The sequence below is a fragment of the Streptomyces coacervatus genome (assembly GCF_029223485.1).
GTDB lineage: Bacteria > Actinomycetota > Actinomycetes > Streptomycetales > Streptomycetaceae > Streptomyces > Streptomyces coacervatus.
The window spans coordinates 18759-40034 of sequence record NZ_JARHTP010000030.1 but is presented as its reverse complement, the minus strand read 5'-3'; the positions used below and the strand labels follow the sequence as shown (position 1 = coordinate 40034).

The following is a 21276-nucleotide window of genomic DNA, read 5'->3' as shown; positions in this document are numbered from 1 at the left end:
CCGCGCTCAGACGGTCAGCCCGCGCACCAGCAGATCCAGCAGCGCGCACACGAACAGGGCGATGCCGATGAACCCGTTGACGCTGAAGAACGCCCTGTTCAGGCGGGACAGATCATGCGGGCGCACAATGTTGTGCTCGTAGACGAAGGCCGCCGCGACGATCATCAGGCCGATCCAGAAGAAGGCGCCGGCGTCCGTCACCACGGCGTACCAGATGAGCAGTGCCGTCACCACCGTGTGGCAGATCCGTGCGCCCCAGATGGCGGCCGGGATGCCGAAGCGGGCCGGGACCGACATGACGCCGATCTCGCGGTCGGTCTCGACGTCCTGGCAGGCGTAGATCAGGTCGAAGCCGCCGATCCAGATGCCGACGGCAAGACCCAGGATCACCGCGTCCCAGGACCATTCGCCGGTGATCGCGAGCCAGCCGCCGACCGGGCCCATGGCCTGGGCGAGGCCGAGGATGGCCTGGGGGAAGTTGGTGAAGCGTTTCCCGTACGGGTAGACCACCATCGGGATCACCGCGATGGGGGCGAGGGCCAGGCACAGGGGGTTCAGCAGGGCCGCCGAGCCCAGGAAGACCACGACCGCGATCAGTGCGCCGGTCCAGGCGTGCTTCACCGACATCGCACCGGTGACGAGCTCACGGTGGGCGGTGCGCGGGTTCCGGGCGTCGATCTCGCGGTCGATGATCCGGTTGACGGCCATGGCGAAGGTGCGCAGGCCGACCATGCAGATGGTGACCAGGAGCAGCCGGCCCCAGTGGATGTTCCTGTCCTGCTGGAACATCGCGGTCAGCGCAGCGATGTAGGCGAAGGGCAGGGCGAAGACCGAGTGCTCGATCATCACCAGGCGGAGGAACGCCTTGGTGCGTCCTGGCTGCGGGATCGCGGCGGAGGCGCTGCTCACAGGCCGTACTCCTTCCAGCGGCGGTCGACCTTCGCCGCCGTCTCCGGGTCGGACAACACCATGTCGGGCCAGCCGCCGTCGCGCGTGTAGCCCTCCTCGGGCCACTTCTTCGTCGCGTCGATGCCCGCCTTGCCGCCCCAGAACTGCTGGTAGGAGGCGTGGTCGAGGTGGTCGACGGGGCCTTCGACGATGCTGAGGTCACGGGCGTAGTCCGTGTTGCCGAGGGCGCGCCAGGCGACCTCGTGCAGATCGTGGACGTCGCAGTCGGAGTCCACGACCACGATCAGCTTCGTCAGGGACATCATGTGTGCCCCCCAGATCGCGTGCATGACCTTCTGGGCGTGCTTCGGGTACTTCTTGTCGATCGAGACGATCGCGCAGTTGTGGAAGCCCCCGGCCTCGGGGAGGTGGTAGTCCACGATGTCCGGGACGATGATCTTCAGCAGCGGGAGGAAGAACCGCTCCGTCGCACGGCCCAGCGGTCCGTCCTCCGTCGGAGGGCGGCCTACGACGATCGACTGAAGCAACGGCCGCTTCCGCATCGTCACGCAGTCGATCTTGAGGGCGGGGAAGGGCTCCTGCGGCGTGTAGAAGCCGGTGTGGTCGCCGAAGGGGCCTTCGGGGAGCATCTCGCCGGGCTCCAGCCAGCCCTCGACGACGACCTCCGCCTGCGCCGGGACCTGCAGCGGGACCGTCTTGCAGTCGACCATCTCGATCCGCTTGCCGGCGATGAACCCGGCGAAGAGGTACTCGTCGATGTCGCCGGGGAGGGGGGCCGTGGAGGCATAGGTGACGGCGGGCGGGCACCCGAAGGCGATCGCGACCGGCAGCCGCTCGCCCCGCCTCGCCGCGACCTGGTAGTGGTTGCGGCTGTCCTTGTGGATCTGCCAGTGCATGCCGATGGTGCGCTTGTCGTGGCGCTGCAGGCGGTAGAGCCCGAGATTCCGGATGCCGCTCTCCGGGTCCTTGGTGTGCGTCAGCCCCAGGTTGAAGAAGGAGCCGCCGTCCTTGGGCCAGGTGAACAGGGCGGGAAGCTGGTCCAGGTCGACGTCGTCGCCGGTGAGGACGACCTCCTGGACGGGGGCCTCCTTGACCTTCTTCGGCGGTACGTGCGTCATCGCGCCGAGCTTCCCGAAGGCCTCACGGACGCCGACGAAGCCGTGCGGCAGCTCCGGCTTGAGCAGGCCGCCGATCCGGTCGGAGATCTCGCCGTACGACTTCAGGCCGAGGGCCTTGAGCAGCCGCCGGTCCGTCCCGAAGACATTCATCGCGAGGGGCATGGCGGAGCCCTTCACGTTCTCGAAGAGCAGCGCCGGCCCGCCCGCCTTCTGCACGCGGTCGACGATCTCCCCGACCTCCAGATACGGGTCGACCTCGGCCTTGATGCGCTTGAGGTCACCCTCGCGTTCCAGTGCCCGCAGCAGGGAGCGAAGATCGTCGTAAGCCATGCGTTCCAGTATCGGCCACCCGCTACCCTGACCCCGTCACCGGGGCCGTCGAGCGCCCCGTCGCCGTCTTCTGGGGGATCGCACCACCATGATCAGGTATCTGCCGTTCCTGCTGGTCCTGGCGCTGTGGATCTACGCCTTCATCGACTGTCTGAACACCCCCGAGGAGCAGGTGCGCGGGCTGCCCAAGGTGGTCTGGGTGATCATCATCCTGTTGTTCGGCGAGGTGCTGGTCGGGCCGATCGCCTGGCTGGTCGCGGGCAAGTACCGCGGGCCCGTCCCGGCCGGCGGCGCCACGCCCGCCGAGTGGCACCGCAACCACCGCACCCAGTTCGTCGCGCCCGACGACAATCCCGAGTTCCTCAAGTCCCTCAAGGAAGAGAACAAGAAGGACGAGGCCCTGCTCAAGGACTGGGAGGCCGATCTGCGCCGCCGCGAGGAGGAGCTGCGGCGGCGGGAGCGCGGGGAAGAGACCGACGGCTGATGGAACTGCGGCTGCTCGTCACCTTCGACAAGGTCGCGACCGTGCTGAGCTTCACGCAGGCCGCGGCCGAGCTGAAGTACGCACAGTCCAGCGTGACCAGTCAGGTACGGGCGCTGGAATCGTCCCTGGGTGTCGAGCTGTTCGACCGGCTCGGCAGCCGTATCCGGCTCACGGAGGCGGGTGAGCGGCTGCTGCCCTACGCCCGGCAGATCATCGAGCTGACGGAGGAGGCGCGGGCCGCGGTCGCCGGTACCGAGGAGCCCGCCGGGTCGCTGGTGGTCGGGACGATGGAGTCGCTGACCTCGTACCGGCTGCCGCCGCTGCTGGAGTTCTTCCACCACCGTTTTCCCAAGGTGCGGCTCTCGCTGCGTACGACCATCGGCGACGAGACCCGGCAGGCGCTGCGGCAGGGGACGTACGATCTCGGCTTCCTGATGGAGGAGGCGACCGAGCACCCCGGGCTGGAGAGCGTGGTGCTGTGCGTGGAGCCGCTCGCGCTGGTCGCGGCGCCCCGACACGCCCTCGCCGGGCGGGAGTTCGGCACCGACGACCTCGTAGGACAGTCCCTCCTCGCCACCGAACCCGGCTGCGCCTACCGGGATTTGTTCGAGCTGGAGCTCAAGTCCCATGACGGGACCGTGAACTTCATGGAGTTCGGGACCATCGAGGCCACCAAACGCGCGGCGGCGGCCGGTCTCGGGATCTCATTGCTTCCCGAGGTGACGGTCGCCGCCGAACTTGCAGAGGGGTCTCTTGTACGGCTGCCCTGGGAGCCGCCGTTCACGCTTCGGACGCAGCTGGCGTGGCGGTCCGGGAAGCGGCTTCCGGCGCACGTACGGCTGTTTGTGGAGCAGGCGCGGAAGCTTGTGTCCGAAGCGGACGGGCCAGCGTGACCTTCAGGCTGGCCAGCACGATCAGCGGGACGCCCAGCGCCTGGACGAGGCCGATGTGGTGGCCGTACACCGCCCAGTCCATGACCATCGCGACCGCCGGGTAGACGAAGGCCAGGACGGCGATCTTCGAGGTCGGGAGCTTGGCGTAGGCGGCGTACATGAGGACGTACATCACGCCGGTGTGGATGAAGCCGAGGCCGACCAGCCAGCCCCAGTCCCAGCCGGTGCCGGCCATCGCGCCGAAGTCGGCGAAGGGCAGCAGCAGGGGGATGCCGACCAGGACCTGGACCAGGGCGATGAGGTGCGGGCGGACCCCGGTGATGCGCTTGGTGACCAGGGTGGACAGGCCGTAGAGGAGCGCGGCGAGGAGGGCCTGGCCGACGCCCGTGAGGTAGGTGCCGCCGCTGCTGAAGTCGGACGGGGTCACCCCGGAGACCAGGATCAGGCCCGCGAAGGCCAGCGCGATCCAGCCGACCTTGGCGGCCGTGAGGCGCTCGCGGAAGAGGAGGGCGCCGAGCAGGACCACATAGAACGGCTGGGTGTGGTAGACGACCGTGGCGACCGAGATCGACGTGTTCTCGTACGACTGGAAGAGAAAGACCCAGTTGAAGACGATGAACACGCCGCCCAGGACGGCGAGTCCGAAGGTGCGCGGGGTGAAGCCGTGGTCGCGGAGCCAGCCGCGGGACAGGACGTAGGAGCCGAGGGCCAGGGCTCCGAAGACGACCCGGAAGAAGACGACGTCGAAGGGCGATGCGCCGGACTCGACGACGAAGACGCCGAGGGTGCCGGACAGCATCATCGCGGTGATCAGCTGGGCCGTGCCCTTGTTCTCTGAGGTCATGCCCTTGAAGCTAGGAGCAGGCCCGGTCGCAGGTCCACGCGCCAGTGGGGCGTCCTGCCGATGGGCTCATCGGCGGCGCCGATGCCTACAGGTTGTACGCCGACAGGGCTCCCGATGCGGACAATGCGCCCCTGTGCCCGGACCGGCGGGAACCGGACACTTACCTCGCATGACGACCGCTCCCGCCGACTCCTCCGGCACCCTCGCCCCCGCATACGGTGACAAGGTCATCGCCGTCGAGACGGCGGGCTCCGAGCCCATCCCCGACGCCGAACGCCATGGCTCCCCGCTCCAGCTGCTGTGGACCTGGGCCTCCCCGAACATCGAGTTCGCGACCGTCTTCATCGGCGTGATCTCGGTGCTGTTCTTCGGGCTGAGCTTCTGGGCGGCGACCGCCGCCATCGTTCTCGGCACCGCCGTCGGCGCGATCACCCAGGGCGTGCTGTCCCTGGACGGCCCGCGCTTCGGCGTCCCGCAGATGGTGATCGGCCGGTTCTCCTTCGGCTACTTCGGCAACATCCTGCCCGCCGCGGCCAACGGCCTGATCGCGGGCGTGGGCTGGTTCGCGGTGAACAGCGTGAGCGCGGCCTTCGCGCTGAACACGCTGACGGGACTGCGCCCCCTGCCCTCCCTGCTGCTCGTGGTGGTCGCCGAGATCCTCATCGGCTTCATCGGGCACAACTTCGTGCACACCTTCGAGAAGTACGCCTTCCCCGCCCTCGCGGTGATCTTCCTGCTGGCCGGCGTGTGGACCTTCAAGGACGCGAACCTGAGCGGCGGCGGCACGGGCGGCGGCATCGGCGGCTTCCTGCTCGCCTTCAGCGCGGCCTGGGGCTATGCGGCCGGCTGGAACCCGTACGCCACGGACTACTCCCGCTACCTGCCGCGCACCGCGAACAAGCTGAAGACGATCGTCTACCCAGCCGTCGGCCTGTTCGTGTCCGTCGCGCTCGTGGCGATCGTCGGCGCGGCCTCGGCGACCATCGTGGCCCCGAAGGACGCCACCCCGACGGCGGCCTTCACAGGTCATCTCCCGGGCTGGCTAGGCGACTTGGTGCTGCTGGCCATCATCCTCGGCGCCATCTCCGCGAACGCCCTCAACATCTACTCGGGCGCGATCTCCATCACCTCCTTCGGCCTGAAGCTCCCCACCTGGCTGAGCCGCAGCGTGCTGGTCGTGGTGTCGGGTGTCGCCGGTACGGCGGCGGCGTGGTCGTCGCTCGACGACGCGGGTTCGGCGTACGAGGCGTTCCTGCTGGTGATCGCGTACTGGGTGGCCCCCTGGCTCGGCGTGGTCCTGGTGGAGCGGTGGCTGCAGGGCCGCACCGCCACCGACGAGGAGCTGGCGGCCCGCCTGGGCGACCGCACCTTCACCAACTGGCCTGGTCTGGCAGCCATGTTGATCGGCGTCGCGGTGTCCGTCCCGCTCTTCTCCAACCAGGAGGACTACGTCGGCTATGTGCCGAAGCACTGGCCGTCGTTCGGCGACATCACACCGCTGGTCGGGTTCGTGGTGGCCGCGGTGCTGTACGCGGTGGTGCGGCGGCGGCCGAAGGGTCAGCCGGCGTCGGCGGCCTCGGCCTGATCGGCGTACTCGACCTTGATGTACCTGCTGTTCCGCTCCCCGTAGGCCTTCTCGATGATCGGCCGGGCCTTGTCGGGGTCGTCGACCCCGACAAGGACGAACCCCCGCTCGTCCACGCCGACTTCGCGCATCTCGAAGGTGCTGTCCCAGCGGTTCATGTCGTCGCCGATCCGGTCGGCCAGGGCGTCGAGCGTCTTCCCGCTGACGTCGGTGTCGTGCAGCCGCACGGTCACTCCCCGCACGACCGCCCGGCAGATCTCCGCGTCGAAGGCGGTGGAGGGCCTGCGCCAGACGTCGGTGGCGGAGTCGGCCTCCGTGACGGAGAGGCCCGTGTAGACGTCGGAATACTTCTTACGGGCCAGTTGGTCGATGTGCGTGACGACGCGCTCCAGCGGGGAGCCGCCGTCGACATCCGGGAGGCTGCCGACGGGACGGGTGCCGACGCAGGTCCCGTCCGTGGCCGCCGGCTCGACCCGGCCGGGAGCCGCCCGGAGACCGCCGTCGCTGTGCCCTGCCTCCAGCGCCTGGACATACAGGCCCGCGGCCACCACCAGGGCGGCGGTCGCTCCGGCCGACGCGACCCAGGTGCGATTGCGCGTGCGATGGCGCATGTCCCCCTCCGTCCGTTGGCGTCAGCACTGTGACGCCGGAGGGGGCGGAGAGGTTCAGGCGGTCGGTTCGTCCCGCAGGACGAGGTCCAGCAGCCCCGGGAAGCGGGCCTCGAACTCCGCCCTCCGCAGCCGGTTGACCCGCTTGGGCCCCTCGTCGCGCTGCTCGACCAGCCCCGCGCCCCGCAGCACCACGAAGTGATGGCTGAGCGCCGCCTTGCCGACCGGCACGTCGAAGCTGCCGCAGCTGCGCGACCACTCCTGCGAACCCGCCAGCTCCCGCACGAGCGTGATGCGTACGGGATCGGCGAGCGCGGCGAGGGCGGTCTGGACGGAGACGTCGTCCGGGTGGGTGTGCTCGGGCGCGGCCCGATGGCTGCTGCTGGTGCGCTGCGCCACGCGGACTCCTTCGACGCTTGCAGAGTGTTCGATGAAAACCATACACTCCCGACTGTTCGCTTCCCATCGAACACTCATGAGGGGTGTGGTGTCATGCGCGCGGTCGAGTTCCAGGAGTACGGCGGTCCCGAGGTCCTGAAGGTGGTGGAGGCGGAGGTGCCCGAACCGGGCCCCGGCCAGGTGAGCATCGACGTGGCGTACACCGGCGTGAACTTCGCCGACCTCAAGGCGCGCGGCGAGGGCTACCGGGTGCCGCATCTGCCGTTCGTGCCGGGCCTGGAGGCGTCCGGGCGGATCCGGGCCGTCGGCGAGGGGGTCATCGGTCTGTCCGTCGGGCAGGAGGTGACGGCGCTGACGGAGGGCGGCGCCTACGCCGACGTGGCCCTGGCGAACGCCTCGACCGTGTTCCCGGTCCCGGCCGGCGTGGACCTGCGTACGGCGGCGACCCTGCCGACCGTGCTGCCGACGGCGTACGCCCTGGTGCACGCGGTGGGCCGGCTGCAGCCCGGGGAGACCGTGCTGGTGCAGGGCGCGGCGGGCGGAGTCGGCACGGTGGCGGGGCAGTTGGCGAAGGCGGCGGGCGCGAGGGCCGTGTACGGGGTGGTGTCGGGGGAGGCCAAGGCGGCGTACGCGCGTGAGTACGGATACGACGAGGTGTTCGTCGGCGGGTTCACGGAGGCGGTGCGGGAGGCGACCGGCGGCCGGGGCGTGGACCTCGCGCTCGATCCCGTCGGCGGCGAGACGTTCCGCGCCGGCCTGGCCTCGCTGGCGGTCTTCGGCCGCCTGGTGTCGTTCGGCAACGCGAGCTCGGCACCGGCGTGGACGGTGGGACAGCCGGAGCTGTACCCGTCCGGGGTGTCGGTGGGCGGCTTCTCGATCCTGACCCTGGCGAAGACGGCCCCGGGCGAGCTGCGGGCGCTGGCCGAGCGGGCGTTCGCGAAGGCGGTGGACGGGACCGTGTCGCTGCCGGTCACCGCCGAGTTCGGGCTGGAGGAGGCGGCGGAGGCGCACCGGCTGATGGGGACACGGACGAGCACGGGCAAGCTGCTGCTCAGGGTGAACGGCTAGCCGTCCGCGTCCCGTCCGCGCCCCCTCCCCCTCCTGGTCGGCCCGTCGGTCCGTCAACCGAAGTCGGGCAGATCGGTGCTGCAGGTGAGCGGTTGGTCCGTGGGCACGAGCCGCTCCACGGAGCCGGGACGGCCGCCGGTGACCGTCAGCTGATTCTGCGTCAGATAGCCGATGAACAGCTCCGTGTCGGCCGGCATCGCGTCCGGGAGGAAGTCGAAGGTGACCTTGTCGTCCGCGATGCGGCGCCCCTTCATGACCTGGCCCACGCCGGCGCCCTGCCCGTGCTCGTCCAGCTTCTGGTTGTCGTCCGGCCCCTTGCAGAACTCGCCGACCTTCATCAGCACCGGGAACCCGGCCTCCCGCAGGGCCTTCGCCAGCCCCGCGCGGTCGTCGAAGTAGGCCTGCTTGTCCCAGCTCACCCGCAGCGCACCGCTCTTGAGACTGTCGATCGTGTAGGCGGCGGTACGGATGTGCACGGTGCCCGCGCCGGTCGCGAGCGAGTCGGAGGCCGGCGGCGCCGTGGACGGGTGGCCGTACGTCGGCACGCCCAGCGCGAGTCCGGCCGCGACGGCGGTGGCACCGGCGGTGAGGGCGATGCGCCGCCTGCGCCGCCGGGCACGTCCGTCGGAGACGATCTGTTCGAGGGGCGTGTCGAGGGTGACGTCGGCGAGCGATGCCCGCAGCAGGTCCAGTACGGCGGTGTCGTGTTCGGTGGTCATGTTCCGGCCTCCGGGGTGTCCTTGGCGTCGGCGATGACGAGATGGCCGCGCAGGGTCGCGACGGCCCGTGCGAGGTGGGCGGTGACCGTGCCCGGTGCGATACCGAGGGCCTTCGCGGTGGCCTCGGTGTCGAGGTCGAGGAAGACCCGGAAGGCGATCACCTCCCGCTGGCGGCGCGGCAGCCCGCGCAGCAGTGCGAGCAGCGCCGGGTCCAGGCCGGAGTCGGTGACGGGCGGTACGACGACGTCGTGCCCGTCGGCCAGGGCGACCTCGCGCCGACGCCGGCGCCACCACGAGATGCGGGTGTTGAGCGCCGTACGCACGACCCAGGCGCGGGGCGCGGGATGCCGGGCGACCTTCGGCCAGGCGACCCACGCCCGGGTGAACGCCTCGGCGACCAGATCCTCGGCCAGCTGCCGCTCGCCGACGCCGGCGAGCACGGCCCTCAGGCACATGTCCCGGCTGCTGCGGTAGAACTCCGCGAACTCCAGCTCCTTCACATCCCCTATACGCCTAGGGGATGGGATCCGCTTACACGCCTGCTCGCCCCACTCCATCGTCCAACGCTGCGAAGCCCCCCGCCTACACCCTCGTCCAGCGCTGCGACGTCGTCCCGGACACGCAGGTCGAGGTGACCGGCCAGCCGGAGGACTCGTCGAGGCACCGGCTGTTGTACATGTTCTGCAGGGTGCTGCCGGAGCCTGTGCGCCAGGTCTGCTGAGTGCTCTGGTCGCAGTCGGCCGACACGATGTTGTAGGCGCTCACGCTCAGACACTGGCCGGTGTGCTGGTTGACCACGTGGAACGTGCCGCCCGACGCGCTCTTGTAGGTCCATGAGGACGCCGGGCTGTCCGAACACGCCCCGAGGACCGGACCACTGAAGTCGCTCATCACCAGGCACTGCCCGTCGGAAGCGTTCTTGAGCCGGTAGTAGCCGGTGGATGCGGGGGCGGTGGTCGAGGAGCCGCCGGACGTGCCTCGGGAACTGCCCGAACTTCCGGAGCCGGAGCCTGAGTTGGAGTCCTCGCTGCCACTGCCGCTGCCGTCCGAGTCCCCCTGCGCGCCCGCTCCCGTCCCGCCCGTGCCTCCGGCCCGGGATCCTCCCGCCCCCTTGCCCCCGCCCTCCTTCGCCGTCGGAGACGAGGACTTGTGCGCGGATGCCGACTTCGACGGGCTGCCCGACGCGGACGGCGTGGAGGCGGTGGACACCGTGACGGAGACGGACGGCGTGGCCCGGGCCCCGTCGTCGGGCGCGGACGTGTACGGCAGGTACTGGATGGCGAGGGTCGCACCCGTCGCCACGACCACCACGGGGACGACGCCGAACAGAATGCGGGTACGGCGCCGTTCGCGCGGCTCCGGTCGGGCCTCGGGCTTGCTCCCGGACCGCTGTCCGGGCTCGGGAGCCGACTCCGCCCCGGCCGCCGGAAGGGTGGGAGCGGGCTCGGGCAGCTCGTCGATCCGGGCCTCGTCCGCGGCGAACGCGGCCCGCTCGGCGAGCAGTTCGGTGACCGCCTCGGGCCAGGGCCGATCGGTGAACGGCCCGTGTTCCGCGGCCTGTTCGAGGAGCTCGGCGGCGGTGGGCCGACTTTCCGGGTCCTTGTCGAGACAGGCGGCGACGACCTCGGCCAGCTGCGGATCGAGGTCTCGTACGGGCTGGAGGTCGGGCTCTTCGTGGACGATGCGGTACAGCACGCCGTGCCCGGACTCGTCACCGAAGGGCGGACGCCCGGATGCCGCGTACGCCAGCACCGACCCGAGCGCGAAGACGTCCACGGCGCCGCTCAACTGCCGTGCCCCTGAGGCCTGTTCGGGCGACATGTAGGCGGGGGTGCCCACGACCATGCCGGTCCTTGTGAGCTGGCTCTGGTCGGCGGCGCGGGCGACACCGAAGTCGATGAGGGTGAAGCCGTCGAGGGTCAGCATGACGTTGGACGGCTTGAGGTCCCGGTGGACCATGTCCAGTGCGTGCACGTCCGCGAGCCCGGAGGCCGCCTCCCGGAGCAGCAGCCACAGCGCGTCGACCGGCAGAGGACCCTCGTTCAGCTCGACGGCCTCGCGCAGGGTGAGCCCGGGAACGTACGCGGTGGCCAGCCACGGCGGCCGTGCCGTGCGGTCACTGGCGAGCAGCGGCGCGGTGGCCCCGGCGGGCAGCCGGGAGAGGTTGTCCAGCTCGTGTCCGAAGCGGCGCAGGAAGTCCTTGTCCTCGCCGACCACGGAGGGCAGCAGCTGCTTGACGGCGACGTACCGCCGCTCGTGCACCCCGAGGTAGACCCGCCCCATACCGCCGGCCCCGAGCCGCCCGACCAGCGGAATCCAGCCGATCGACCGCGGATCCTCGTCCTCCAGCGGCTCAGCGCCGCTGCCCCGCAGATCCAGCCCGTCCCGGTTGTCCCCGTTGATCGTCACTCCCGGAAGGCTAGCGGCGGAGAGAAGTTTTGGATAGCACCTCTATCCAAGCGCCCGCCGGTATCCGGTTTGCCCGGGGCGGGCGCCCGCCGGCGGGGTCGGTCCGGGCAGCCTCTGCCACCACTTCGGCAGCATCGACGGCCTGGTCGTCGCGGCGGAGCGGCGCTGCGTGGGCAGGCTGCTCGACGAGTTGCGCGCCGCGCAGCGGGCGAGGGTGTCGGCGCCGGCCCTCTGGGGCCGACCCCACGTGGAATCAGGCGAGTTGGCCCAGCTCTCCCAGCCCCTTGTCGAGTCCCTCGCGCTGGGCCCGGTAGTCGCCATGGCCAGCCGCCGGCTCGCCGGCATCCACGACATCGACCCCGACGAGGCGGCGGGAATCCCGGCGGAGCGGATCTGGTTGTCGGTCAGCCCGGACGCAGGGGTGCGAGGATACGGCGCCTGATCGTCAACCGCTGCGTCGAAACCGTACAGTTGACGGTTCATCGGGGACGGGAGGGACGTCATGATGAGGTTTCTCCGCTGGTTACGAAGCCAGGACACCGGGGTGAAGGCGGCACTCATCGGGCTCGTCGGCACACTGACGGCGGCCCTGATCACGGCGACGGTGACGCTGGTCATCGCGCTGAACCGCCCGCCGGGCACCACCCCGGGCCCCTCTCCGACGTACTCCGACACGCCGTCCGGCACGGACACCCCGGCCCCCGGCCCCACGACGACCACACCGCACACGAACCCGCCCGAGCCGTCGACCACTCCCCCGCCGACGCCCACACCTGCCCCGTCCCGGACACCCACCCCCACCACCTCCTCGGAGAGCCGACCGCGCTGGCAGGGCACCCTGGTGCTGGACGGCACCGCGGGAGTGCGGGGCTGGTTCCTGGACGACGTCCCGCCCGGCCGCGCCCCCGTGGGCGACCTCGCCGTCAAGGGACCCTCCGAGCTCTACGGCGCCTACGCCCTCGCCCGCTGGGACGACTCCGGCCCGCCCACGCGAGCACAGTGCGCCGCGCTCCTCAACACCAGCCTCGGCCAGCAGACGCTGGACGTGCAGAAGGGCGACCGGGCCTGCGTCGGCACGGAGAACATGCGGGTCGCCTACGTCGAGGTGACCGGCGTCCCGGACGCCGACCACATCGACGTCGCCGTGACGGTGTGGCAGCGCGCGTAGCCGTAGCGAGGCAAGGCCGGCCCCTGCCGGTATTGCTAGCCGTGGACACCGGGTCGGAGCACGTGCGTGAGGTGCTTCCACGGGACGGTCGCGTCGATCCAGCCGTAGTCGAAGGGGGTGAGCTGGCCCTGGTCGATCCGGCAGCGCAGGCCGGCCGGCGTCGGGTAGCAGGACGGGGGTTTCGTGATGCCCGCCTCGCTGGGGTTCAGGGTCACCGTTTCCAGGTCGTGCCAGTCGTGGAAGGTGCCCGCGGGGCGAGAGGCCAGCATCGCCGCCCGGACGGTGTCGCCGACCTTGTCGAGGTCGGTGAACATGTCGCCGAGGGTGATCGCGGCACCGGTTCTGGTGTCGAAGGTCAGCACGTCGGACTCGTTCACCGGGTGCTCGTCACCGGTGTCGGCGGACGTGTCGAACCGGACGGACAGATAGTGCCCCCAGGTGACCGTCTCGCCCACGGTGACCTTGGCGGACAGCCCTCGGGTCTCGGTTCCCGGGACGGAGGTGATGCGGTTGCGGAAGACGTCCGCCTCCTCGGTCAGCTGCTGCCGGATCGCCTTGGAGACCCGCTGGTCCGTCTTCATGTTCGTGCCGTGCACCTCGGGCACCGGGAGGGTGATGGTCGCCTTCGTCGGCGCGACGTTCGACGTACGGCTGGTGAAGGTGACGGTCAGTGGGGTCGCGTCCCGGGCCGGGGGCGACATGAGCAGGTGGACGCCGAGCACGACGAGCGCGGTCGCGGCAGCGGCGGCCACCGTCACGAGCGTCGTCAGGCGTCGTCGGGAGCCCGGGGAACGCGTCGCCGGGAAGGTGGCGGGCGGGCGCAGGCCGTCCTGGCGGATGCGGTCGGCGTCGGCGTGCAGCGCGGCACGGAGTTCGTCTTCGATGCCCGTCACGTCGAGCTCCTCAGGAGTGCGGCTTCGAGTGCCTTCAGGCCGCGGCTGGCCGTCGACTTGACGGTGCCGGCGCTGATCCCCAGCGTGGCCGCGATCTGGGCCTCGCTGAGGTCCGACCAGTACCGCAGGACGAGCACCTCCCGCTGCCGCCGGGGCAGCCCGGTCAGCGCCCGGCGTATCCGGCGGTGTTCCTCCGCCATCAGGGCGCCCTGGTCGGCGCCCGGTTCGGGGGTCGCGGTCGGCCACACATAGCCGCGCGCGGTGCGCCGCCGGCGCAGCACCGAACGCGCCTTGTTCACCACGGCCCGCCGGAGGTAGTGCACCGCGGCTTCCTGGTCACGCAGCCGGTGCCAGTGGGCGTGCAGCCCGGTGAAGGCGTCCTGGACGACGTCCTCCGCGACATGCGGGTCGTCGACCAGGAAGGCGGCCAGCCGCACCATCGTCAGCCGCTCGGCCCGGTACAGGACCGCGAAGGAGCCGATGCCCTGCTCCTCGGCGGCCTCGCCTCCGGCCGTCCGGGGCGTGTGCGCACCGCCTCCTTCCGTACGGCCCCAGCCGAGAGCGTCCGCCCCGGCACCTTCCAGTGACATGCGTCCCCTCGATCCTCGACGACTGCCACCCCCGTCCAGCAAGACGGGTCGGGCCGGAGTTGGTTCCCTGAGGGCCGGACCGACACATCTGCCACACATAGCAACCGAATTCACACTCGGACGTCTGGTGCGGCGTGAGAGTCAACAAAACCCCCCGTCATCGCACCCCTCAACGGACCGCGCTCCGGCGGAGCGCACTCCTCCTGGCGACCGCCGTCACCGTCACCTCGGTCGCCGCCTCGACGGCCCAGGCCGGGCAGATATCCGCCACGACCCCCGCCAAGTTCGCCGAGTCCTTCAAGGACGGCACCTACGTCGTCACCATGAACGCGGCCCCCGCGGCCACTTACAGCGGCGGTGTCGCCGGCCTGACGCGTACCCGGCCGCCCGCGGGTGGCCGGCTGGACGCCAAGTCGTCCGCCGTACGGGCTTACAGCGCCCATCTGCTCGACCGACTGACCCGCACGGCAAGCTCGGTGGGGGTCAAGCCCCTGGCGACGTACACCATCAGCGCCAACGGCTTCTCCGCCGAACTCACAGGAGCGCAGGCCGCCAAGCTGGCCGCCGATCCCGGCGTCCGGTCGGTGACCCCGGACCGCCGGCTCAAGCCGTCCCTCTACGACACCCCGCAGCGGCTCGGACTGACCGGCGCGAACGGGGTCTGGAACCGCCTGGGCGGTGCGGACAAGGCCGGCAAGGGTGTCGTCGTCGGCGTGCTGGACACGGGGATCTGGCCGGAGAACCCGTTCTTCGCGGGCGGCAAGGTCACCGCGACGGCACCGGCCGGCGTCGGGTCGACGTACCGCGCGGCGAACGGAACGCTGCACGTGGTGAAGGCCAACGGCAAGGAGTTCACCGGCACTTGTGAGAAGGGGCCGCGGTTCACCGCCGCCACCTGCAACAGCAAGCTGGTCGGCGCCCGGTTCTTCGGCAAGGGCTTCCTGTCGACCGTGCCGGTCAAGATGCTCGACAAGCACGAGTACGTCTCGCCGCGCGACGGCGAGAGCCACGGCTCGCACACCGCCTCCACCGCCACGGGCGACCGGATCTCCTCGATGACGGCTAACGGCAAGTCGTGGGGCGCCGGCTCCGGGATGGCGCCGGCCGCCAAGGTGGCCGCGTACAAGGTGTGCTGGAACGCCGCCGACGACGACAACGACGGCTGCGACACCTCGGACATCCTCTCCGCGATCGACGCCGCCGTGGCCGACGGCGTCGACGTCATCAACTACTCGATCGGCGGGAGCACCCCGACCCCCGCCACCGACCCGCTCCAGCTGGCGTTCTTCAACGCCGCCGCGGCCGGGGTGTTCGTGTCCGCCGCGGGCGGCAACAGCGGGCCGGACGCGTCCACGGTCGACAACGACAGCCCCTGGCTGACCACCGTGGCGGCGACCACCATCCACCGCCTCGAAGGCACGGTGAAGCTGGGCAACGGCAAGCTCTACAGTGGCCGGCTTCTCCTCCCGCGGCCCGGACGACACCAGCAACGGCGACCTGGTCAAGCCGGACATCGCCGCGCCCGGCGTCGGCATCCTCGCAGCCGTCTCCCCCGAGCAGAACGGGGGCGCCAACTTCGCGATGGAGTCCGGCACTTCGATGGCCACCCCGCACATCGCCGGTCTGGCCGCGCTGATCCGGGGCGCCCACCCCGACTGGTCGCCGATGGAGGTCAAGTCGGCGATGATGACCACCGCGTACGACACGAAGACCGACCGCGGCGGCGACAACACCGACCCGTTCGCCCAGGGCGCCGGCTTCGTCAACCCGCGCAGGTTCCTCGAGCCGGGCCTGCTCTACGACAGCAACTCGACCGACTGGCTGGCCTACCTCAAGGGAACCGGCGCCACGACCGACTCCCCCGTCACCGCGATCGACCCGAGCGACCTCAACCTGCCCTCCATAGGCATCGGCAGGCTCGTCGGCTCGCAGACGGTCACCCGCACCGTGACGTCCACCGGAGCGGGCACCTACGCCGCCAAGGTCTCGCTGCCCGGCTTCGACGCGAGGGTCTCGCCGTCCACGCTGAGCTTCACCGGCGCCGGGCAGAAGGCGTCCTTCAAGGTCACGCTGACCCGCACCACGGCGAAGCTCAACCACTACGCCACCGGTTTCCTCACCTGGACGGCGGACCGCGAGGGCGGCACGGTACGCAGCCCGATCGCCGTGCAGCCGGTGCCGCTGGAGGCCCCGGCGCAGGTGCGGACGGCGGCCACCGGCACCTCCGGCAGCACGTCCTACAAGGTCACGCCGGGCAAGAACGGCCCGATCGGCCTCAAGGTCACCGGTCCGGTACCGGGGCAGGTCCACAACGGCACCGTGGCCGTCGGTGAGGCCAACCCCACGACCAGGGGTGACGCGGCGAACAAGGTCTTCAAGTTCAAGGTGCCGGCGGGCGCTTCCGCCGTCCGGATCGACCTCGTCGCGCCGAAGGCGGGCCAGGGCGTCGACCTGTATCTGCTGGACAGCCTGGGCCACCAGTACGACGGGTCGCTCACACCCGGACCGGGAGGAGAGATCCTGGACATGGGCAACCCCGCGGAAGGGACCTACTACCTGGTGGTCAACGGCGAGTCCAACACCGGTTCGGGCCCGGTGTCCTTCTCGCTGCGCACCTTCACGTTCAACGGCACCCAGGGGAAGCTCACCGCGTCCCCCGACCCGATCCCCGGGAAGCAGGCGGACCCGGCGACCGTCACGCTGAAGTGGTCGGGCCTGAAGCCCTCCACCCCGTACTTCGGCTTCGTGCGCTACTCCACGAGCAGCAAGCCGACCGCGGTCAACATCGGCTGACCCTCCGCCCCCATCCGTCCGGGCGCGGCGGGACTTCCCCCACGCCACCCGCCGCGCCCGGACACTCCACAAGGGCCAACTCGCCCTGGGCTCTGGACAATTCAGCGAAGATTTTGACACGGTGGGGCGCACCGATCCCGTATTCGAACGCACGATCGATGCTGCTTGGGGAGTCCAGCCATGCCCGCCACCTCCGGCCACCGCCTCGCCCCGGACACCGCCGCCTTCTACGCCACGCAGAGCGTGTTCTCCGACCCGGGCGACCTCGCCCACCACTACGCCGGTCTGCCGCCCGACCCCGCCCAACTGGCCCGAGTCGCCCGCGACTTGACGATCCATCGGTTGGAAGACAAACAGTTCGGCCACACCCACCCCACCGACCGCCTGCACAACGACGCCGAGACCCGCTACATCGACGACATCCTGCGGATCCTCATCGGGCGGAACGGCGCCCCGCTCTCCCGGCGGCGGGACGTCCGCGACCGGTTCGTCGGGACCTGCCGCGACTTCACACTGCTGCACGTCTCGCTCCTGCGCCACGCGGGCGTCCCGGCCCGGCTGCGGTCGGGCTTCGCCGACTACTTCGGCTCCAACGGCTTCCACTGCGACCACGTCGTCACCGAGTACTGGGACGAGGAGCGGGGCTGGCTGTTCGCCGACGCCCAGCTCGCCGACCGCCGGGTGACCGACTACTGGCAGGTCGACTTCGACCCGATGGACGTACCGCGCGACCGTTTCCTCGTCGCGGGTGAGGCATGGCGGGCAATCCGGGAACGCGGGGCCGACCAGCGGACCTTCGGACTGCATCCGCCGGAGGAGGGGCCGTTCTGGGGCGAGCGGTTCGTGGCCGGCAACATCCGGCTCGACCTCGCGGCGCTGAACAAGGTGGAGACGCTGCTGTGGGATGTGTGGGGCGAGGACGAGGGCGAACCCGGGGAGCCGCTGCCCGAGTCGTCGCGTGAGTTCTACGACGGTGTCGCCCCCGTCGTCAGCGGCGACGTGTCCGTCGACGCGGCCCGGAAGCTGTTCACCGAGGACGACACCCTGCGCACCCCGAAGACGGTGACGTGCTACGCGCCCTTCAACGGGCCGAGCCGGGTCACCCTCCGCTGAGCTCAGGCAACGGTTCGCAGCCCGCGCATCGAGGCCGCCCCCATCCCCCGAACCACCCGATGCGCACAAGCAGCCGCCAGCAGCTCCCCCAGCAGATCCGGGTCGTCGATCTCCAGCCCGAGCAGCGACTCGATGCGCTCCAGGCGTTGGTACAGGGACTGTCGGCCGATGTGCAGCAGCGCCGCCGTGCGGGTCGGGGAGCAGCCGTGCCGCAGGTGCACCTCCAGCGTCCGTACGAGATCGCTGGGGTGGGCCGCCTCCCAGGCCAGCAGCGCGCCCAGTGTGTGCTGCACCAGCCGGGCGAGGCGGTCGCGGTTGGTGTCGATGCCGCCGCGGGTCAGCTCCCGTTCCAGGGCGAGCGCGCGGGCGGAGGTGACCAACGGGCCGTCGGGGACGGACGGTTCGGCCGCCGGGACGGTGAGCGCCAGCTCCAGCGTCGTACGCGCCGCCCGCAGCGTGTCGCTCCAGCGCAGCCAGCCGCTGCCCGCGTCGACGGCGTGCCCGACGGCGACGGTGAGCCCCGGTTCGGCGGCCGTGCGGAAGGCGTCCTGGACGGCGCGGATGGGATCACCGGAGCGGAGGCCGGAGCCCGAGCGGGTTTCGCTCGCGGAGCGGGTCGCGGATCCCGTGTGCGGGCCGGGCGCCGAGCGGGACGCAGAGCCGGAGCGGGTCCCGGCCGCCGGACGGGACGCGGATCCGGTGCGGGAGGCCGAGCGGGCACCGGAGCCGGAGCCGCCGGGCCCGGGCAGGGCGAGCAGCGCCAGGACGTCCCCGGGAAACGCGGCCCGCAGCACCCCCGCCCCGCCGAGCAGCCGTACCGCCCGGTCCACGGCGCCCACCTCGCGTGTGCCGTGCACCGACACCCCGATGAGCCGGGCCCCCGGCCCCGGATGGAACCCGGCGAGCGCGGACCGTGCCTCGACCTCCGGCTGGTTCAGGGCCGCGCGGTCGGCCAGGTCCGCGAGCAGCGCGGCCGTGTGGTCGTCGCCCCACGGCCGTACCACCGACCGGCCCGACAGCCCCCGCGCCACGATCGCCCGGTTCGCCGCCTCCGTGATGCGTACGAAGGGCACGACCCGGTGCATGGCCAGCAGCGGCAGGCCGAGGCGGTGGGCCTCGTCGACGACCTCGGCGGGCATCTGCGGCAGCGAGCGGCCCACCTCCACCGCCAGCCCGGCCGCACCCCGCGCCGCCAGCTCACGCACATACCGGCGGCGGACCTCCTCATCGGCGTCGGTCAGGCCGAAACCATTCGTGAGCAGCAGCTCTCCGCCGTCCAGGAAGTTGGCGCCCTCGTACACCTCGCTGGAGTGCACCCAGCGGACCGGGCGGTCCAGGGCGCCCTGGCCGGCGAGGAGGACGGGCTCGGAGGCACGTACGGGATCGAGGTCCAGGACTTCGCGGAGGGTGAGTGCGGCCACGGGCACCTCCAGGGACAGCGCGTGGACAGTTCGTCCGGCGGCGGGATCCCCGGAGAGTACTTTCCGCACGTTGCCCTCGTGTTTCGGCCACAGGAGAGTGAGGACATGGACCCCATCGACGAAGCGACGGCACGCAGCTGGCTCGCCACGGCCGTCGCGGAGGCTCGCGCCGGGCTCGCGGAGGGCGGCATCCCGATCGGCGCCGCGCTCCACGGCGCCGACGGCACCCTGCTCGGCCGCGGCCACAACCGGCGCGTCCAGGACGACGACCCCTCGATGCACGCGGAGACGGCCGCGTTCCGCAATGCGGGACGGCAGCGGTCGTATCGCGGTACGACCATGGTCACCACCCTCTCGCCGTGCTGGTACTGCTCCGGTCTGGTCCGCCAGTTCGGCATCTCGCGGGTCGTGGTCGGCGAGGCGGCGACCTTTCACGGCGGGCACGACTGGCTGGCCGAGCACGGCGTCGAGATCGTGCTGCTCGACGATCCCGAGTGCACCGCGCTGATGCGCGACTTCATCAAGAACAATCCGGCACTGTGGAATGAGGACATCGGTGAGTAACCCGAGTAATCCGCGTATTCCGACCGTTGATCTGCGGCCCTGGCTGGACGGTGACGAGCAGACCCGCGCCGCCATCGCCCGCACCGTCGACGAGGCCCTGCAGACGGCCGGATTCCTGCTGGTCACCGGGCATGGCGTGGATCCGGCCCTGCGGTCCGCCGTCCGGGAGGCCGCGCGGACCTTCTTCCGGATGCCGGTCGGAACGAAGCAGGCGTACGAGGCGAAGGTCGGCGGCCGCGGCTGGCTCGGCCCCGGCGCCGAGGCCAACGGCTACTCGGAGGGCACCGAGACCCCGCCGGACCTGAAGGAGTCGCTGACCTTCGCGACGCACGAACCCTTCGAGGACCCGATCGTCAACGCCGAGTGGTACGCGCCCAACGTCTGGCCCGAGGAGCTGCCGGAGCTGAAGTCGCTGTGCGAGGAGTACCTCGACCGGATGGGCGAGCTGGAGAAGCAGCTCCTCTCCCTGCTCGGTGAGGCGCTCGGCCTCGAACCGGACTTCTTCTCCCGGCACATGGACCACCCTACGTACGGCTTCAACATCAACTGGTACCCGGGCACGGAGGTGATCGGCGAACCGCAGCCGGGCCAGTTCCGTATCGGCCCGCACACCGACTTCGGCACGGTCACGATCCTCGACCGGCAGGCCGGCAAGGGCGGGCTGCAGGTCTACACGGACGAGGGCGGCTGGGAGGACGCGCCCTTCGACCCCGAGGCCTTCACCATCAACATCGGTGATCTGATGGCGCGTTGGACGGGCGACCGCTGGCGCTCGGGACGGCACCGGGTGCTGCCGCCGCCTGCCGACGCACCGGGCGAGGAGCTGATGTCCCTCGTCTACTTCGGCGAGTGCACTCCGGGGACGATCGTGGAGTCGGTGCCGGCTCCGGTGGGGCGGGTGCCGTACGAGCCGGTCGACTCGCATGTGTATCTGCGGGAGAAGCTGGACTCGATCACGGTGGACTGATCAGCTTTTCGAAGCGGGCCCGCCAGGCGGGCTCCGACGCCGCGTCTTGGCGGTACTCGTGGGTGAAGCGGAGGGTCGTGCCCTCGTCGCCGTCCCGCTCTAGGTGGAAACGGATCCGGTCGCCGTCGTCCAGCGTGTACTCGGCGACCCGGTCCACATCCCATGCGGTGACCGAGCCGCTGCCCAGGTCACGCAGGGTGACCGCGCCGCCGAGTCTGGGTTCGAGGACGTCGGCGGCGGTGAACCACTGCGCGAGCCCCTCCGGGGTGGCCACCGCAGGCCAGACGTCTTCCATTCGCCGTGGGACCCGCACCAGGAAGTGGAGCATGTGCGTGTTCCCGTGGGTCTGGCTGGTGCCCTGTGCGATGGAACCGCTCATGACACCAGTGTCGGCCACCTGT

Annotated in this window: 22 protein-coding genes and 1 pseudogene; 11 read left to right on the top strand and 12 right to left on the bottom strand. The window is 70.9% G+C overall.

Annotated elements, in window-relative coordinates; genetic code table 11:
* Positions 1–6: 6 nt before the first annotated feature.
* Positions 7–909 carry a menaquinone biosynthesis prenyltransferase MqnP gene (mqnP, locus tag P2Q00_RS46495; protein WP_275780938.1) on the bottom strand — a complete coding sequence of 301 codons (903 nt, stop codon included), beginning with the start codon at positions 907–909 and terminating at the stop codon, positions 7–9.
* Complete coding sequence (locus P2Q00_RS46490) at positions 906–2357, bottom strand: menaquinone biosynthesis decarboxylase (protein WP_275780937.1); 1452 nt, start codon at positions 2355–2357, stop codon at positions 906–908. The genes mqnP and P2Q00_RS46490 overlap by 4 nt, the downstream gene beginning before the upstream one ends.
* 88 nt (positions 2358–2445) lie before the next feature.
* Between P2Q00_RS46490 and P2Q00_RS46485 the strand changes: the two genes are divergently transcribed.
* Both P2Q00_RS46485 and P2Q00_RS46480 read left to right on the top strand, forming a co-directional pair.
* Positions 2446–2841 carry a PLD nuclease N-terminal domain-containing protein gene (locus tag P2Q00_RS46485; protein WP_275780936.1) on the top strand — a complete coding sequence of 132 codons (396 nt, stop codon included), beginning with the start codon at positions 2446–2448 and terminating at the stop codon, positions 2839–2841.
* A complete protein-coding gene (locus P2Q00_RS46480; protein WP_275780935.1) occupies positions 2841–3734 on the top strand; it encodes a LysR family transcriptional regulator in 894 nt (297 codons plus the stop codon). Before P2Q00_RS46485 ends, P2Q00_RS46480 begins: the two co-directional genes overlap by 1 nt.
* Here P2Q00_RS46480 and P2Q00_RS46475 read toward each other — a convergent pair.
* Positions 3622–4578, bottom strand: coding sequence for a DMT family transporter (locus P2Q00_RS46475; RefSeq protein ID WP_275780934.1), 957 nt, complete (start codon positions 4576–4578; stop codon positions 3622–3624). The two genes, P2Q00_RS46480 and P2Q00_RS46475, sit on opposite strands and share 113 nt — an antisense overlap.
* A 169-nt stretch (positions 4579–4747) precedes the next feature.
* Here P2Q00_RS46475 and P2Q00_RS46470 point away from each other — a divergent pair, with 169 nt between their 5' ends.
* A complete protein-coding gene (locus P2Q00_RS46470) occupies positions 4748–6163 on the top strand; it encodes a purine-cytosine permease family protein (protein ID WP_275780933.1) in 1416 nt (471 codons plus the stop codon).
* Here the strand turns inward: P2Q00_RS46470 and P2Q00_RS46465 are convergent.
* Positions 6136–6774, bottom strand: a complete 639-nt coding sequence (locus P2Q00_RS46465) for a hypothetical protein (protein ID WP_275780931.1) — start codon at positions 6772–6774, stop codon at positions 6136–6138. The genes P2Q00_RS46470 and P2Q00_RS46465 overlap by 28 nt on opposite strands.
* Before the next feature lie 54 nt (positions 6775–6828).
* Positions 6829–7170, bottom strand: a complete 342-nt coding sequence (locus tag P2Q00_RS46460) for an ArsR/SmtB family transcription factor (protein WP_275780930.1) — start codon at positions 7168–7170, stop codon at positions 6829–6831.
* A gap of 93 nt (positions 7171–7263) precedes the next feature.
* Between P2Q00_RS46460 and P2Q00_RS46455 the strand changes: the two genes are divergently transcribed.
* Positions 7264–8238 carry a quinone oxidoreductase family protein gene (locus tag P2Q00_RS46455; RefSeq protein ID WP_275780928.1) on the top strand — a complete coding sequence of 325 codons (975 nt, stop codon included), beginning with the start codon at positions 7264–7266 and terminating at the stop codon, positions 8236–8238.
* Between the two features lie 53 nt (positions 8239–8291).
* On the opposite strand, the gene P2Q00_RS46450 is transcribed toward P2Q00_RS46455, so the two are convergent.
* The 3 genes from P2Q00_RS46450 to P2Q00_RS46440 form a co-directional block, all read right to left on the bottom strand.
* The gene (locus P2Q00_RS46450) at positions 8292–8957 is read right to left on the bottom strand and encodes a hypothetical protein (RefSeq protein ID WP_275780927.1); all 666 of its coding nucleotides are present in this window, start codon (positions 8955–8957) and stop codon (positions 8292–8294) included.
* On the bottom strand, positions 8954–9457 hold the full coding sequence (locus P2Q00_RS46445; protein WP_275780926.1) for a sigma-70 family RNA polymerase sigma factor: 504 nt from the start codon (positions 9455–9457) through the stop codon (positions 8954–8956). The genes P2Q00_RS46450 and P2Q00_RS46445 overlap by 4 nt, the downstream gene beginning before the upstream one ends.
* Positions 9458–9539: 82 nt before the next feature.
* Complete coding sequence (locus P2Q00_RS46440; RefSeq protein ID WP_425579592.1) at positions 9540–11366, bottom strand: serine/threonine-protein kinase; 1827 nt, start codon at positions 11364–11366, stop codon at positions 9540–9542.
* Between the two features lie 169 nt (positions 11367–11535).
* On the opposite strand from P2Q00_RS46440, the gene P2Q00_RS46435 reads away from it, so the two are divergent.
* Both P2Q00_RS46435 and P2Q00_RS46430 read left to right on the top strand, forming a co-directional pair.
* Positions 11536–11808, top strand: a complete 273-nt coding sequence (locus tag P2Q00_RS46435; protein ID WP_275780925.1) for a hypothetical protein — start codon at positions 11536–11538, stop codon at positions 11806–11808.
* Positions 11809–11868: 60 nt separating this feature from the next.
* Positions 11869–12534: a hypothetical protein gene (locus tag P2Q00_RS46430; protein ID WP_275780924.1), complete on the top strand. Its 666-nt coding sequence runs from the start codon at positions 11869–11871 to the stop codon at positions 12532–12534.
* A 35-nt stretch (positions 12535–12569) separates the two neighbouring features.
* Here P2Q00_RS46430 and P2Q00_RS46425 read toward each other — a convergent pair whose 3' ends face one another.
* Both P2Q00_RS46425 and P2Q00_RS46420 read right to left on the bottom strand, forming a co-directional pair.
* Positions 12570–13427: a hypothetical protein gene (locus P2Q00_RS46425; RefSeq protein ID WP_275780922.1), complete on the bottom strand. Its 858-nt coding sequence runs from the start codon at positions 13425–13427 to the stop codon at positions 12570–12572.
* Entirely contained in the window at positions 13424–14017 is a 594-nt protein-coding gene (locus P2Q00_RS46420; protein WP_275780921.1) for a SigE family RNA polymerase sigma factor, read from the bottom strand. The genes P2Q00_RS46425 and P2Q00_RS46420 overlap by 4 nt, the downstream gene beginning before the upstream one ends.
* 134 nt (positions 14018–14151) lie before the next feature.
* On the opposite strand from P2Q00_RS46420, the pseudogene P2Q00_RS51050 reads away from it, so the two are divergent.
* The 3 genes and pseudogenes from P2Q00_RS51050 to P2Q00_RS46400 all read left to right on the top strand — a co-directional run.
* Positions 14152–15363 (top strand): annotated as a pseudogene (locus P2Q00_RS51050) (S8 family serine peptidase); the annotation flags it as partial.
* A 103-nt stretch (positions 15364–15466) separates the two neighbouring features.
* Positions 15467–16810: a fibronectin type-III domain-containing protein gene (locus P2Q00_RS46405; protein ID WP_275780918.1), complete on the top strand. Its 1344-nt coding sequence runs from the start codon at positions 15467–15469 to the stop codon at positions 16808–16810.
* Positions 16811–16990: 180 nt separating this feature from the next.
* On the top strand, positions 16991–17923 hold the full coding sequence (locus P2Q00_RS46400; protein WP_275780917.1) for a transglutaminase-like domain-containing protein: 933 nt from the start codon (positions 16991–16993) through the stop codon (positions 17921–17923).
* Between the two features lie 2 nt (positions 17924–17925).
* On the opposite strand, the gene P2Q00_RS46395 is transcribed toward P2Q00_RS46400, so the two are convergent.
* On the bottom strand, positions 17926–19344 hold the full coding sequence (locus P2Q00_RS46395; RefSeq protein WP_275781001.1) for a PucR family transcriptional regulator: 1419 nt from the start codon (positions 19342–19344) through the stop codon (positions 17926–17928).
* A 105-nt stretch (positions 19345–19449) separates the two neighbouring features.
* On the opposite strand from P2Q00_RS46395, the gene P2Q00_RS46390 reads away from it, so the two are divergent.
* Both P2Q00_RS46390 and P2Q00_RS46385 read left to right on the top strand, forming a co-directional pair.
* Positions 19450–19908, top strand: a complete 459-nt coding sequence (locus P2Q00_RS46390) for a nucleoside deaminase (protein WP_275780916.1) — start codon at positions 19450–19452, stop codon at positions 19906–19908.
* On the top strand, positions 19901–20875 hold the full coding sequence (locus tag P2Q00_RS46385) for an isopenicillin N synthase family dioxygenase (RefSeq protein ID WP_275780915.1): 975 nt from the start codon (positions 19901–19903) through the stop codon (positions 20873–20875). Before P2Q00_RS46390 ends, P2Q00_RS46385 begins: the two co-directional genes overlap by 8 nt.
* Here P2Q00_RS46385 and P2Q00_RS46380 read toward each other — a convergent pair.
* Positions 20862–21254 carry an SRPBCC domain-containing protein gene (locus tag P2Q00_RS46380; RefSeq protein ID WP_275780913.1) on the bottom strand — a complete coding sequence of 131 codons (393 nt, stop codon included), beginning with the start codon at positions 21252–21254 and terminating at the stop codon, positions 20862–20864. The two genes, P2Q00_RS46385 and P2Q00_RS46380, sit on opposite strands and share 14 nt — an antisense overlap.
* Positions 21255–21276: the final 22 nt, after the last annotated feature.

Excerpts from the sequence above, each read along its gene's own strand:
- P2Q00_RS46490 (WP_275780937.1), bottom strand. The coding sequence starts at position 2,357 with ATGGCTTACGACGATCTTCGCTCCCTGCTGCGGGCACTGGAACGCGAG.
- P2Q00_RS46485 (WP_275780936.1), top strand. The coding sequence starts at position 2,446 with ATGATCAGGTATCTGCCGTTCCTGCTGGTCCTGGCGCTGTGGATCTAC.
- P2Q00_RS46480 (WP_275780935.1), top strand. The coding sequence starts at position 2,841 with ATGGAACTGCGGCTGCTCGTCACCTTCGACAAGGTCGCGACCGTGCTG.
- P2Q00_RS46475 (WP_275780934.1), bottom strand. The coding sequence starts at position 4,578 with ATGACCTCAGAGAACAAGGGCACGGCCCAGCTGATCACCGCGATGATG.
- P2Q00_RS46470 (WP_275780933.1), top strand. The coding sequence starts at position 4,748 with ATGACGACCGCTCCCGCCGACTCCTCCGGCACCCTCGCCCCCGCATAC.
- P2Q00_RS46465 (WP_275780931.1), bottom strand. The coding sequence starts at position 6,774 with ATGCGCCATCGCACGCGCAATCGCACCTGGGTCGCGTCGGCCGGAGCG.
- P2Q00_RS46455 (WP_275780928.1), top strand. The coding sequence starts at position 7,264 with ATGCGCGCGGTCGAGTTCCAGGAGTACGGCGGTCCCGAGGTCCTGAAG.
- P2Q00_RS46450 (WP_275780927.1), bottom strand. The coding sequence starts at position 8,957 with ATGACCACCGAACACGACACCGCCGTACTGGACCTGCTGCGGGCATCG.
- P2Q00_RS46430 (WP_275780924.1), top strand. The coding sequence starts at position 11,869 with ATGATGAGGTTTCTCCGCTGGTTACGAAGCCAGGACACCGGGGTGAAG.
- P2Q00_RS46420 (WP_275780921.1), bottom strand. The coding sequence starts at position 14,017 with ATGTCACTGGAAGGTGCCGGGGCGGACGCTCTCGGCTGGGGCCGTACG.
- P2Q00_RS46400 (WP_275780917.1), top strand. The coding sequence starts at position 16,991 with ATGCCCGCCACCTCCGGCCACCGCCTCGCCCCGGACACCGCCGCCTTC.
- P2Q00_RS46390 (WP_275780916.1), top strand. The coding sequence starts at position 19,450 with ATGGACCCCATCGACGAAGCGACGGCACGCAGCTGGCTCGCCACGGCC.
- P2Q00_RS46380 (WP_275780913.1), bottom strand. The coding sequence starts at position 21,254 with ATGAGCGGTTCCATCGCACAGGGCACCAGCCAGACCCACGGGAACACG.